Here is a 13134-nt window from a genome sequence, read left to right as displayed (position 1 = left end):
ATCGTCAGCCGTCCACGGCACGATGGCGCCATGGCAGGCGATCGGACAGCCCGTGCGGCGTTCGTCGGGCGGCGCGGGGAGCTGGAGCAGCTCCGGCGGCTCCTGGGCGCCGTCGGCACGCCGGCCGGCATCGGCACCGTCCTGATCGCCGGCGAGGCGGGCGTCGGCAAGAGCCGCCTGATCAGTGAGTTCACCGCGACCGCCAGCGCGGGCGCGGGGCCGTCCGGCAGGCTGCACGTGCTGTCCGGGGCGTGCATCAACCTGGGTGTCGGCGTGCCGTACGCGCCGCTGGTCGACGCGATCCGGCGGCTCGTGCGGGAACGCGGCGACGGGTACCTGACGAAGTACGGCGGTCCCGCCTACACCGAACTGACGAAGCTGATCGCCGGTCTACCCGGGGGCGGGCCGGCGGCCGGCGCCGCCGCCGAACCCGTCTCCCAGATGCGGGTCTTCGGCGCGGTCCTGCGCATGCTCGACCACCTCGGCGCGAACGGGCCGACCATCCTCGTCTTCGAGGACCTGCACTGGGCCGACCCGTCGACGCTGGACCTGGTGCCGTACCTGGTGCAGGCCCAGACGGATGAGCGGGTGCTGTTCGTCTTCAGCTACCGCCCCGGCAGGGAGATCGAAGGCAGCCGGCTGATGGACCTGCTGGCGGAGACCACGTTCAGCCGCCGCACCCGGCACATCAAGCTGCCCGCCTTCACCGAGGAGGAGCTCGGCGAGCTGCTCAGCGCGTCCGTCGACGACGCCCTCGAACCGGCCGTCGTGCAGCAGTACCACCGCCTCACCGGCGGCAACGCGTTCTTCGCCGAGGAACTGATCGTCGACGGGCGGCTGACCGACCCGACCGCGAGCCACCTGCCGCTGTCGCTGGAGCACCTGCTGAGCTCGCGGCTGCACCAGCTCGGTCCGCACGCCAGGGGCGTCGTCGACGTCGCCGCCGTGGCCGGCCAGGCCGTCGGCTACGACCTGCTCGCCGAGGTCTGCGACATCCGCCCGCGCGAGCTCGACGACGCCCTGCGCGCCTGCGACGACCAGCAGATCCTGCGGCTCGACCCGCAGCGCAAGACGTACGACTTCCGCCACGCCCTGCTGCGCCAGGTCGTCCTCGACGACCTCGGCCCGGGGCACCTGCGCGAGCTGCACGCCGGTCTCGCCGAGGCGCTCACCGCGGACCCCACGCTCGCCGCCGACGGCAACCCGGCCGCGATGCTGGCGCACCACTGGTTCGAGGCACGCCGCTGGCCGCAGGCGCTGCGGGCGGCCGTCGTCGCGGCTGAGGAGGCGCAGCGCAGCCAGGCGTACCGGGTCGCGCAGATCCAGTACGAGCGGGTGCTGGACCGGCTGTGGCGCCTGGTGCCCGACGCCGGCACGGTCGCCGGGATGACCGAGGACCGGCTGCTCAGCTCCGCCGCCGAGGCCGCCCGCTGGGCCGGCGACCTCGACCAGGCCTTCCGGCTGCTGCGCCGCGCGATCGACGCCGTCGACGCCGGCGAGCGGCCGGTCCGCGCCGGGGAGCTGCACGAGCGGCGCGGGCGGTACCTGTGGGAGCAGGGCGTCAACGACGCGTCGATCGCCGCCTACCGGCAGGCCGACACGCTGCTGCCGCAGGAGCCGCCGAGCGCGGCGAAGGCGAGGGTGCTCGCCGCGCTGGCGACCGTGGAGGTGCAGTCCGGGCACTACCGCGACGGGCTCGCCGCGGCCCGCACCGCCGTGGCACACGCCCGCCGGGCGGGCGCCAGGGCCGAGGAGGGCCGGGCCCTCAACACCGTCGGCATGGCGCTGACCCTGCTCGACGAGCCCGACGAGGGCGTGCCGGACCTGCTCTCCGCCGTCGCGATCGCCAAGGAGGTCGACCAGCTCGAGGACCTGCACCGGGCGTACGGCAACCTGACCGTCGCCCTGGAGCATGCCGGCCGGCTCACCGAGTCGGCGAAGGTCGCCCTGGACGAGCTCGACCGCTGCGAGGCCGCCGGGCTGCCGCAGACCAAGAGCACCAGAGTGCTTGCGAACAACGCCGGCACGACGCTGGTCATGCTCGGCCGGTGGGACGAGGCCGAGTCGCTGCTGACCAGGGCCATCCACGACCGGCCGGTGCGCGAGACGCGGTACCCGCGGCTCACCCTCGCCGAGATCCACGTCGCCCGCGGCCGCTTCGGCCGGGCCGCCGAGCTGCTCCGGGAGCTGCAGGTCGACGCCGGCACGGATCCCCGGTTCCTCGGCCCGCTCGCCTGCTGCCTCATCGAGCTGGCGCTCTGGCAGCGCGACCACGCCGCCGCGGCGGCCGCCGTCGAGCGCGGGATCGGCCTGATCAAGGGCACCGAACACGTCCTGTCGCTGCTGCGCTTCCGCGCGGTCGCGCTGCGGGCCGTCGCCGACACCCCGCGGCGGCTGTCGCGGCAGCAGCACCAGGAGGAGCTCGCCGGCCGGCTCGCGGAGCTGGAACTGCTCATCGAGCCGACCCAGGTCGAGCCAGGGTCGGAGGTCGGCGTCCTGTCCGCGCAGTGCCGGGCGGAGCTGGACCGCGCGGGGTCCGCCGACACCGCCGAGCAGTGGGAGCGGATCGCCGCGGACTGGCATCGGCTGGACCGGCCCTACCACCGCGCCTACGCGCTGTGGCGGGCGGCCGAGGCGGCACTGCGCGCCGGGCCGCGCGAGGCGGTGGCCCGCGACGCCGGCGGCGCGTACCGGCTGGCCCGCGAACGGTCGGCGAAGCCGCTGACGCGGGCGGTCGAGGCGCTCGCCGAGTCGGCGGCGGTCCCGCTCGAGTCGGTCGAGCCGCCCGGCGAGGACGCACAGCAGAGCATCCCGCAGCAACGCCGCCCGGCCGACCCCTGGGGGCTGACGGTGCGGGAGCTGGAGGTCCTCCGGCTGGTGTACGCCGGCGACACCAACCGCATGATCGCCCGCAAGCTCCACATCGCCGAGCGGACCGTGGCGGTCCATGTCGGCAACATCCTGCGCAAGTCGGATGTCGAAAACCGGCAGATGGCCGCCATGGCGGCGCAACGGCTGCAGTTGTTCCCCGATTCGTAGGAAGCCACCTCGGCCGATACCGCGACCGCCCGCCCGCAAGGGCGGTCCTGCACAATACGTGAACCAACGTAGTCTTCCGCTAGTGACGGCCGCACGACGCAACCAATAACGTCCCAGGTGGAATTCTTCTCCCACCTTGTAAGGGGGCGTTGTGGCGCGGAAAGCATTGCTGATCGGCGCGCAGACCAACGGGCTGGCAGGTGTTGAAAACGACGTCGACGCGATGGACGAGGCGCTCTCACGGCGGGAATTCACCATTCGCCGGTGCACGGGTGAGGAGGCCTCGCGGGCAGGGATTCTCGCCGCCTACGAACAGCTGATAGCCGAGACCGGCACGGACGACTCGGTCTTCGTCTACTACAGCGGTCACGGCGGCCGGCTCCTCGCCCCGCCGGACGAGCTGCACCCGACCCGCGAGGACCGGCCGGCGGTGCAGTTCATCGTGCCGAACGACCTGGAGAAGTCGACCGAGGGCGACTTCCGCGGCATCACCGCGGCCACCCTGTCGAGCCTGCTCGCGCTGCTCACCGCCAGGACCGGCAACGTCGCGGTGATGCTCGACTGCTGCCACTCCGCGCTCGCCTCGCGCAAGCCGGACCATCGGGTCAAAGCGCTGCACTACCCCTACGAGTGGGCGGCGGAGCACGTCGCCGAGGAGCTCACCAGGTACCGGGGGAGCCCCCGGCGGTTCCTGGGCAACGACCTGGCGGTCCGGCTGGTCGCCTGCGCCCCGGAGGAGGTCGCGTTCGAGCACACGACCGCCCGTGGGCCACGCATGGGCATGTTCACCGAGGCGTTCGTCCAGGCGCTGCAGGACGCCGGGGACCTGCCGGTGGCCTGGTCGTCGCTGATGGACCGGGTCCGCCGGGCGGTCCTCGCCCTCACCCCGGAGCAGCGGCCGGAGGCCGAGGGGCCCGCCTCGCGGGTGCTCTTCGGCACCCAAGCCCTGGAAGCGGCGGGTGCCCTGCGGATCCTGCCGGGCGCCAACCCGGAACGGATCACGCTGCAGGTCGCGCCGCTGCTCGGGGTGAAGCTCGACGACGAGTTCGCGGTCATGCCCGCCGAGGCGACGGAGGCCGACCCGGCCGGCGCGATCGCCACGGCCGTCGTGGACCGGGCCGGATCCATGGAGGTGCACGCCAGGCTCACCTTCCACGGCACGTGGACCGCGGTGCCGCCCGGCGCGCGGGCGTTCCAGACCCGGTCGTCCGCGCCGAGCGTGCCCGTCGGGGTCCCCGACGACCCGCGGGCCGCCGACCTCGTCCTGGCCATCGGCACGACGGCGTTGCTGCGCACGGCGGTCCCCGGCGAGACCACCGTCGCCGACGTCCGCATCGACGACGACGGCGGCATGACCCTGTGCGACCGGTTCGGCCCGCTGCACCCGCCCCGGCCGGCGGACGGCACGCAGGCCGGCCTGATCAAGGCCGACCTGGTGCGCCTCGCCCGCGCGGCAAGGCTGCGGGAGCTGCGCGAGGACCCGGGATTCGCCCTGCCCGCGCAGGTCACCGTCGGGTGGGGCCGCATTGTGGACGGCGTCGAGCAGCCGCTGCGCCCGGCCGGGGAGATCCTGTACCGCGGCGACCGGGTCTTCGTGCGGATCGCCAACGACGGCGATCAGACCGTCTACGTCTCGCTCGTCGACATCGGCGTCGGCGGGGAGATCAGCCTGCAGACCAGGTTCAGCCCGTCGGGCATCAGGCTCGACCCGAAGCAGTCCTACGTCTTCGGCCTCGACGACCTGACCGGCCGTCTGGAAGGCGTGTCACTGACCTGGCCGGACGGCGTGGAGACGGACACCGAGCGCCCGGAGACCCTCCTCATCCTGACCTCCGAACGCCCGCAGGACCTGAGCGTCCTGGAGCAGGACGGGGTGCACGCGCAGCGCTCCGGCACCGCACCGGAGTCCCCGCTCGAGCAGCTTGTCCGTCAGATAGCGGTCGGAGGCACGCGCGCCGTCGTGATGCCGTCCGGCCCGCAGATCCGGTACACCGTCCGCTTCATCGACTTCGACATGAGCCCGGTGCCGGCACCCACCGCCGAGGAGGTCGCCTTTGCGATCGACGACCGTCCCGACCCGTCGGTCCGGCTGTTCACCCCGCGCGGTGCGGCACCCGAACGGGTGGCCGTCCGCCTCGGTGAGCTGGTCGTGCACCGCAACCGGGCCGTGTTCGGCGCCGACGTCCGGGTCGACGCCGTGGTCCTGACCGGCGGGTCGCACCCCGGTGCGCCTGTCTACACCGCGCAGACCCAGCGGTTCAGCAACGTCCGCGACGGCGACCGGCTGCCGCTGGACAAGCTGCTCGTCTACCACGGCCCGGCGACCGACTTCCTCGACATCGCGGTCTTCGTGTCCCGCGACTCGACCGGAAGTCTCGAGCTCAGCGACCTGATGCGCGCCGAGCTCGGGGACGCCGAGGTCCAGGGCGCGGCGGCGCAGCTGGCCGGGCTCGCGCTGGCCGCGCCGCAGGCGGCCCTGGCGGTCGCCTCGGTGGCCGCCGGTGCGGTCGTCGTCAATGTCGCCTACAAGCTGCTGCGACGCGCCGTCGGCGACAGCATCGGGCTCTACCGGACATCCCTGCTGGCCCACGAGAGGTTCGGGGCGGGGCGGCACCCGGCCGACGGGTCGCTGCGCCGCGCGCAGGACTTCTCGTTCTCATTCACCGTCGAAGCGGTCGCCTGACCTGCCCCGACGTCAGCTCAACCCACCGCGAAACGATCCACCACAGAAGGGAAGACCGTCATGACACACAAGCGGATCCTCATCGGCCAGCGCGAGTACGCCATCCACGCCGACCAGTACACCTCCGTCCTGCAGAACGTCCAGTCCGCGATGGAGAGCGCCACCACCGCCCGGCTGGCCCTGCTGGACAAGGAGGAGCGGCCGGTGACCGTGTACTTCAACGGCCGCGTCGCCGAGGTCGTCGTCGTGGACGACGACGGCCTGGACCGCGAGTCCCGGCCGAGCGAGATCTCCTGAGCCGTAGGGCCCGGACGCCGCACCGGCGTCCGGGCCCTGCCGTGCCTGCGCTCAGCGGTCGCCGACGGTGGCCGCGGCCGGCTTCAGCAGCCCGAGCCGCTGCGCCCGCAGGACCGTGGTCAGCCGGTCGGACGTGCCGAGCTTGCGGTAGACCTTTTCCTGATGCTTGGCCACCGTCCGCTGCGACAGGCACAGCCGCTGGGCGATGCCCCGGGTGCTCAGACCACTGCCCAGCATCGTGAGGACCTCACGCTCGCGCCGGGTCAGGCGGGTCTCGTCGTTCGCACCCTCGGGCTGGGGCTGGTCACCGAGCGCCTGGGTGACCACCGCGAACGGCTCCGCACCCACCGCCGTGACGGTGCGCAGGGCGGCCAGCTGCTCCGGCTTCATGGTGGCCGCCCGGGACTCGATCAGGCCGGTCGTCCGGCTCGCCTGGGACAGGTCCGGCGCCCAGCGCCACCGGTCCTCCTGCCACACCAGGGTCCCGTCGGCCAGAGCCATCGCCACCAGCGCCCGCAGCAGCGCGGGGTCACCGCCGGACGCGGTGTGCAGCAGCCGCCGGGTGGTCGGTGCGACCGCACCGTTCAGCACATGGTTCACCAGACGGGCCAGGACCGCGTGGAGTGGCTCCGGCGCCGGGTCGGCCGTTGCTCGGATGGTCGTCATCGGCGTGCTCCTCACCGCTTCGAGAAGGTACGCAAGAAGCGTCTCGACCAGCGGAGACTGCCGATATTGGCAGGGTTGACTAGACCCCGCGGCGACGATGACTAGTCCGACGGAAGGGAGGGGGACGGCACGTGACCGCCGGCGGCCCACATCAGCCCGTAGCCGAGCCGTGGGACGAGGTCGTCGAAGATCAGCCGCAGCCCGGTGGAGCCCTCGATCCGGTCGGCCGGCTCGACGACCGGCGGTTCGTCGCGGCCGGCCCGGCCCGGAGGCACCGCCTCCAGCCGGCGCACCCGCAGCCGGGTCCCCGGCGACATGCGCACCTCGACCTCGAACCGCTCGCACGGCACCAGCGGCACCACGGTGTAGTGGGACCCCGTCGTCCACTCGGCCAGCCACGACTCGTGCGTCGCCGGCAGCCGCCCCTGGCGGTCCGGCGACCCCGTGCCTCCGGCCGTCACGACGGTCTCGCAGGTCTCGTCCAGCTGCAGCGTGCCGCCGCCCAGGTGCAGCACGGCGCGCAGCGACCGCAGCCGCCGGCCGGCCGGATCCCGTTGCGTGGCCTCCTCGTCCAGCGCCGCCCGGACGACCAGGCGCAGCGCGTGATCCATCCGGCGGCGCACCGTGCGCGGAGCGCACGACTGCTCCCTCGCCAGCCAGGCGACCCGCTGGGTGAGGTGCCGGTGCTGGACGTCGCGCTCCAGCGCGAACGCCACCGCCGTCGCGCGGGCCAGTTCCGCCGGGAGCTCCACGACGTGCGAGCCGAGCCAGGCGAGCAACCGGTCGCGGACGTCGCGGTCGCTGTCGGCCGGTTGGACACCGCACAGCCGCGCCAGCCGCTCACCGACCCGGCCGCGCAGATCGCGGCTGTCCAGGCCCCACCCCCGGCGGATCCGCACCAGCTCGCGGACGAGCTCCTCCTCTGCGGACACCGGCCCCCCTCTCGGACTGCTACCGGAAAAGATTTGACGGGCGCCAGCGTAAGCCCCGATTCCGCCGTCGAGACCACGTCACTCTTCAATGTCCGCACTATTGCGTAAAGGTTGGCCAGTACTTGTCCAATGAAAGGTCGTGATATCGGCTGCCGGTCCTTGACCGATCGACGGACGGTGGAAAGCCGAAAGCCCGCCATCGGATGCGGGTAGTGGGATCTTTTGCGTAATGGCCTTTGCTGGCGCGGGGGGCCTCGGGCAGGCTTGCAGCATTACCAGACGAAAGGAATTCCAGGTGCCCGAATCGACGGATACCGTGCGGGGTCTGGCTCGCCTCGGTCAGCTGGCGGACCGGGCGGGCGACGCCACCGGAAGCGACTACACCACGCTCACGGCAGGCGCCTACGACGTCGTCTGGCCGCTCGTCTACGACCAGCGCACCAAGGGCTTCGAGCTGCAGCGCGGGCACCCGGGATGCGCGGCGTCGATCGCCGGGCTGCGCCCCGAATGCCTGGATCGATTTTACGATGACGTCGAAGCGGTGCTGGAGGATCTCCTGCGCAACGCCAAGGTGCCCATCCACAACCTTGAAGGCTGGATCGTCCGGCGGCTCACCCCGGCCACGGTCGACGGGCACCGCCGGCGCCGCGGATCCCGTGGCGCGCTGCAACGCCCCCGCATGCCCGGCTGGCTGTCCACGGCACTCAACGGCGACCCGTGGCACTCGAGGCTGGCCATCGAGATCCTCACCTGGTCCGGCGTCACGGCGACGGCCGGCACCTCCCTCTGGCCGCTCAACGCCTGGGCCGAACTGCGGTCGAAGGTGACCGGGGAGCCGCTCGGCGACGAGCGCGCCGTCGCGGCGGATGTGGAGACCGTTCTCGCGGCGATGCGGAAGAGCACGACGTGGTATGCGAACTTCGTCGAGCGCCCGCTCGGCAGAAAGCAGGCACCAGTGGCGCCATCGCCCCGTCCGGACCCCGACTCGCCACGCGAGCATCTCCACCTGCCGCTCAGCCAGCGGCACGAGAAGGACGACGCCCGGCTCGCCGAGCTCGCGGCGGCCGCAGTGGACGCAATCGACCGCCGCATCCGGGCCGGGGAGGACCCGGTCAAGGCGGTCGCCGTCGTCCTGGACAAGACGTTCCGCTCCGGTACCGGCGCCGAAGGGCTCGACATGGTCCCCGGCACCGGTCCGGAGCCCGACGAGCGGATCTCGCTCCTGCTTGCCGACGAGTCGGCGATGTCCAGGATCACCAAGGCGGCCCTGGACATCCTCGGCATCGACCCGCCGGAGTGACCCGGCGCCGCACGGTACTCACGGAGGAGAACCGCATGCAGGGCGTGCCCGACGACGAGGCCGGGCCTGGCCGGGCGGCCGAGGTCGCCCGCCTGGCCGGCGGTCCCGCCGCCGTTACCGACGAGGAGGCGCGGGACCGCGCCGGCGGGCCGGTGCCCGAGCGGCGGACCCCGGTGCACCGGCCCGCGTCCGATGCGCGCCGCGCCGCGCTCTCCGGGCTGCGCGGCCACGCCTGGGACGTGCTCCTGCAGCCCGACGCGGCGGCCGCCGGCATCCCGGGCGGCGAGGCCGGCGCGCTGGACATCGCCCGGTCCTGCCTCGCCGCCGGCGATCCCGCCGCGGCCGTCCAGGCGCTCGACGCCGGGTGCGGGCTGGCGCTCCACGCCGCCACCGGGTTCCTCGACGTCGCCACCCGCCTCGAGCGGGCCGACCGGCAGGGCCTCGCCACCCGCTGGCGGATGGCCGTCGGCGGCGCCCGCGACGTCCCCGCCGCGCTGCGTGCCGACGTCCGCGCCGCACTGTCAGAGGGCGGCGGCGACCTTGTGCCGGCCGGGTTGCTCGACCCGCCCGGCCTGCCCGACATCCGCTCCGCGCTCACGACGCTGGACGCCGACGCCCTCGTGTACCTCATGCCCGGCGCCGGCCGCGATGCCGGCTGGGCGGTGGCGGTGCCCGCCGCCGGGCCGCCCGGCCTGATGGCGCTGCCGGACCTGCTCCTCGACGCGGACGCCGACGTGGAGCGCCTGATCACCGCCGCCCCGACGGGTGACTCCGCCCCCGGGACGGTTCGCGGCGGCCTCGATGGGCTGTGTGACTGGGCCTGGCGGGCCGTCGTCGGTCCGCTCGTCGAACGCTTCCTGCCGACGCTGCCGCCCCCGCCGGCCGGCCGCCCGCCCAGGGTCGTGCTCGTGCCGATGGGCGACCTCGCCCGCGTGCCGTGGCAGGCGGCGCGGCGCGGCGACGGGACCTACGCCGTGCAGCTGGTGGCCTTCTCGCAGGCCGTGTCGGCGCGGATGCTGTGCCGTTCCGCGGCGGCGCCGCCCGTGCCGGTCCTGCCCGTGGGGCTGATCGTCGCCGACCCGCAGACCTCCGGACAGGCCGGCGACCTGGTCGCGGCACGGGCCGCGGCGGAGGCCGTCCACCGTGCGTTCTATCCCGGCGCGCGGTACGTCGGCAGGCGGGCCGGCGGCACACCCAGCGCGTCCGGCAGCGGCACCGCCGCGGAGGTGCGCGAGTGGCTGACCACCAGCCGCCCCGGCGCCGGGGCGATGCTGCACCTCGCCTGCCACGGCGCCCTCCAGCCGGCCGCGGACGGCACCACGTCCCACCTGCTCCTGGCCGGACCGGACGGGCGGCTCACCGCGGGCGAGCTCGTGGCGCTGCTGGCGAAGGCACCCGAGCGGGCCATCGGCCTCGTCGTGCTCGCCGCGTGCCGCACCGGCGGCTCCGGCCGCGGCCACGACCCGGCGTTCAGCCTCGGCGCCGCGTTCCTGGCGGGCGGGGTCCGCAGCGTGCTGTCGGCCCAGTGCGGCGTCCCCGGCCAGGACGCCTCGGTGCTGCTGTACCTGTTCCACCACTACCTCATGACCGAGCGCCGCCCCGCCTGGGACGCACTGCGCCGCGCGCAGCTCTGGATGATCGACCCGGACCGCGCCGTGCCGGCGGACATGCCGGCCGGGCTGGTCCGTCAGCTGTCCGGCACGGACCCGGCGCGGGTCGTGGCCTGGTCCGGATTCATCCACAGTGGACAGTAACGGGGGTGGCGCGGTGAACACTTCGACCGGCATGTTCGCGGTGCGGGCCCGGCCGGCGGCGCGGGTCGCCGCCGCACCGGACCTCGCCGCGCTGCGGTTCGTGCTGCTGGACATCGTGTCGGCGCTGGCGGCGCGGGCCACCGGCGACCACAGCGACCGGGAGCAGAGCCCGGCGGCGCTGCACCTGCTCGCCGCCGCGCTGGCCAGCCCGGACGCGCCGCCCGCCGCGGCCGGAGCCGTCGACGAGCTCATCGGCCTGGCCACCACCATCGTCTACGGCGGCGGCGACACCGACCCCGCGTCGGCGGGCGTCAACCGGTTCGTCCTGGCCGTCGCCCACCTGCTGCGCGCCCGGCTGCAGCCCGGCGCACAGCAGGACGCCGACCGGGACGCCGCCGCCGAGCACCTGCTGACCGCGGCGCGCCTGCTGCCCGCCGGTCATCCCGCCGGCGCCACCGTCCGCGCCGCGCTGCCGGCGTTCACCGAAGGCTGGTAGGTCAGCGACCGTGGTGCGCGAACGGCGCCCATGACGACGGTTCGGCGAGGACGGCCGGATCGCGGGGCAGCAGGGCGGCGACCGCCGGCGGCACCGCCCGGTCCGGGTCGAGCATCCACAGCTGAGCGGCCCGCAGCGCGTCACGGTCGTCGAGCCCGCCGGCGCGGTACAGGTGGAACCTCACCATCAGGCAGGCGGTGATGCGGTCGTCGACCGGCCAGCGCGACCCGACGACGCTCACCGCCCCGGCCGCCAGGAACGCGGTCGACAGCGTCAGCGCCTCGTCGAACACGGAGCCGGCCAGATCGGTCGAGCACGCCGAGAGCACCACGGTGCCACCGGCGGCGCCGGCCGGGCGGGTCCGCGCGACGTCGAGGATCCGGCTCACCGGCAGCGCCGCCCAGCCGGCCAGGAGCAGGTGGGAGGCGTCCGGGTCGCCGGCCGCCGTCGCGTGGCAGGCCAGGTGCAGCAGCGCGAGCCCGGGCTCGGCGCGCAGGTGCCGCAGCACCGCCTCGGGGGTGGCCGTCGACCGGTCGAGCACCTCGGCGTCGCCGTACAGCTCACGCCGCAGCGCCTCGGCCTCTTCGCGGGCCATCGGCAGGTCCTCGGTCGGGTCGGCGACCAGGGCGACCGCGCCGCCGGCCCCCGTGCGTGCCCGGCCGGCCACGGCGGCGAGCTGCCGGGCGGAGGCCGCGTAGGAGAACGCGAAGGTCTCACAGGCGACCCGCGTGCCGTCGGAGGACCGGGCGGCGTGCCAGGGCACGTAGCCGAGGCTGTCGCCGGCGATCAGCACGACCCGGTGCGGGTCCGCCGGCCCGGCCTCGCCGAGCATCTCCAGCAGCGGCTCGATGAGCGCCGGCCACGCCCACCCGCACACCGATCGCAGCCGCTCCTGCCAGTGCGGCCCCGCGACCGGTTCGGGGACGGCGAGGTCGCGGGTGGCGGCGACCGGTCGTCCGGCAGTCCCGCGAGGTGACCGCGGTCGGCCAGCACGGCGGCGACCTCCGCCATGACGAGCGGGCGCAGGCGGTGCCCCGCCGGCAGCTGCCGCAGGACGTCCTCGTACCTGGTGCGCAGCACCTCCGGCGGGTCGTCGCGCATCACGGCGTCCAGCAGCCCGGCCAGCGCCTGCTCCCGGTCGCCGAGGCCGCCGGCGACCTCCATCAGCGGGCCGAACGCGGCCGCCATCTCGGCGGGGCCGGAGGCGCCCACGAACCGCAGCGCGGCGATCAGCGCCGTGGCGTGGCGGCGCACAGGGGCGTCCGGCGGCTCGTTCGCGACGATCCACCGCAGGTGCCCCAGCGCCCGTTCCCGGCGAGCCGCTCCGGCTGGTTGAGCGCACCGGTCATCAGCGCCATCCCGAGCGCGATCGCCGCGCTGCCGTCCGGGTCCGCGCCGAGCGGGATCGGCATCGCCCGGAAGAACAGCAGCATGCCCAGCGCGGCGTGGGTCACCGTGGCGTCGTCGTGCGGCGCGAGCAGCGCCTCGTCCAGCAGCGTGATCGCGACGTCGCGGTCCTGCGGCGCGCCCGCCTCGAAGAACCGCACCGCCAGCTGCCGGCCCAGCGCGTTCGCGGTACGGGCGGCGGCCGGTCCTCCCGGCGGCACCGCGTCGTAGCCGGCCCGCAGCCGCTCGATCCGCTGGTCGCGTCCCTGGCTCATGTCGGCTCGCTTTCCCGGGTGCGGTGTGAAGGCGGACTGTTAACCTCGGTGTGCCATGGAACTGTCACCTCAGCAGCGCGACCGGCTTGCCCGTCTCCTGCAGGCCGAGCTCGGCACGCTGCGGGACGCCGCCGCCACGTCCGGCACGGACGCCGACGCGGTGACCGAGACCGTGGACGCCCGCCGTCGCGCGCTGGAATCCGACACTCCCGACGGCGCGGCCCCGGGCGACGAGCGGTCCTGACCGCGCGGTCCGGCAGACCCGATCCACCCGCGTTCGCGCGAAGCCCCGACTGTGAGCCGTCC

General features: G+C 74.5%; 12 protein-coding genes. 7 read left to right on the top strand and 5 right to left on the bottom strand.

Annotated features, from left to right (window positions below; genetic code table 11):
- Positions 1 to 30 precede the first annotated feature (30 nt).
- From OHA72_RS04730 to OHA72_RS04720, 3 genes are all read left to right on the top strand, one after another.
- On the top strand, positions 31 to 3039 hold the full coding sequence (locus tag OHA72_RS04730) for a helix-turn-helix transcriptional regulator (protein WP_327006627.1): 3009 nt from the start codon (positions 31 to 33) through the stop codon (positions 3037 to 3039).
- 151 nt (positions 3040 to 3190) lie between these two features.
- Positions 3191 to 5722: a caspase family protein gene (locus OHA72_RS04725; protein ID WP_327006626.1), complete on the top strand. Its 2532-nt coding sequence runs from the start codon at positions 3191 to 3193 to the stop codon at positions 5720 to 5722.
- Positions 5723 to 5782: 60 nt separating this feature from the next.
- On the top strand, positions 5783 to 6019 hold the full coding sequence (locus OHA72_RS04720; RefSeq protein ID WP_327006625.1) for a hypothetical protein: 237 nt from the start codon (positions 5783 to 5785) through the stop codon (positions 6017 to 6019).
- A gap of 51 nt (positions 6020 to 6070) precedes the next feature.
- Here the strand turns inward: OHA72_RS04720 and OHA72_RS04715 are convergent, their stop codons facing one another.
- Both OHA72_RS04715 and OHA72_RS04710 read right to left on the bottom strand, forming a co-directional pair.
- Positions 6071 to 6685 carry a helix-turn-helix transcriptional regulator gene (locus tag OHA72_RS04715; RefSeq protein WP_327006624.1) on the bottom strand — a complete coding sequence of 205 codons (615 nt, stop codon included), beginning with the start codon at positions 6683 to 6685 and terminating at the stop codon, positions 6071 to 6073.
- A 101-nt stretch (positions 6686 to 6786) separates the two neighbouring features.
- Complete coding sequence (locus OHA72_RS04710) at positions 6787 to 7617, bottom strand: hypothetical protein (RefSeq protein WP_327006623.1); 831 nt, start codon at positions 7615 to 7617, stop codon at positions 6787 to 6789.
- A gap of 295 nt (positions 7618 to 7912) precedes the next feature.
- Here OHA72_RS04710 and OHA72_RS04705 point away from each other — a divergent pair, with 295 nt between their 5' ends.
- The 3 genes from OHA72_RS04705 to OHA72_RS04695 are packed head-to-tail and all read left to right on the top strand — an operon-like array spanning position 7913 to position 11167.
- Positions 7913 to 8917: a hypothetical protein gene (locus OHA72_RS04705; protein WP_327006622.1), complete on the top strand. Its 1005-nt coding sequence runs from the start codon at positions 7913 to 7915 to the stop codon at positions 8915 to 8917.
- Positions 8918 to 8952: 35 nt separating this feature from the next.
- The gene (locus OHA72_RS04700) at positions 8953 to 10671 is read left to right on the top strand and encodes a CHAT domain-containing protein (RefSeq protein ID WP_327006621.1); all 1719 of its coding nucleotides are present in this window, start codon (positions 8953 to 8955) and stop codon (positions 10669 to 10671) included.
- 13 nt (positions 10672 to 10684) lie between these two features.
- Positions 10685 to 11167, top strand: a complete 483-nt coding sequence (locus tag OHA72_RS04695; RefSeq protein WP_327006620.1) for a hypothetical protein — start codon at positions 10685 to 10687, stop codon at positions 11165 to 11167.
- Between the two features lies 1 nt (position 11168).
- Here OHA72_RS04695 and OHA72_RS04690 read toward each other — a convergent pair whose 3' ends face one another.
- From OHA72_RS04690 to OHA72_RS04680, 3 genes are read right to left on the bottom strand one after another with little or no spacing between them, the layout of a single operon-like run.
- Positions 11169 to 12044 (bottom strand): CHAT domain-containing protein, encoded by an 876-nt coding sequence (locus OHA72_RS04690; protein ID WP_327006619.1) that lies wholly within the window; start codon positions 12042 to 12044, stop codon positions 11169 to 11171.
- The gene (locus OHA72_RS04685) at positions 11954 to 12421 is read right to left on the bottom strand and encodes a hypothetical protein (protein ID WP_327006618.1); all 468 of its coding nucleotides are present in this window, start codon (positions 12419 to 12421) and stop codon (positions 11954 to 11956) included. Before OHA72_RS04685 ends, OHA72_RS04690 begins: the two co-directional genes overlap by 91 nt.
- Entirely contained in the window at positions 12397 to 12828 is a 432-nt protein-coding gene (locus OHA72_RS04680; RefSeq protein WP_327006617.1) for a hypothetical protein, read from the bottom strand. The genes OHA72_RS04685 and OHA72_RS04680 overlap by 25 nt, the downstream gene beginning before the upstream one ends.
- Positions 12829 to 12883: 55 nt before the next feature.
- Between OHA72_RS04680 and OHA72_RS04675 the strand changes: the two genes are divergently transcribed.
- A complete protein-coding gene (locus tag OHA72_RS04675) occupies positions 12884 to 13072 on the top strand; it encodes a hypothetical protein (RefSeq protein ID WP_327006616.1) in 189 nt (62 codons plus the stop codon).
- The last annotated feature ends 62 nt before the right edge of the window (positions 13073 to 13134 follow it).

The sequence above is a fragment of the Dactylosporangium sp. NBC_01737 genome (assembly GCF_035963215.1).
Taxonomy (GTDB): Bacteria; Actinomycetota; Actinomycetes; order Mycobacteriales; family Micromonosporaceae; genus Dactylosporangium.
This window is presented reverse-complemented; position numbering and strand designations above follow the sequence as displayed.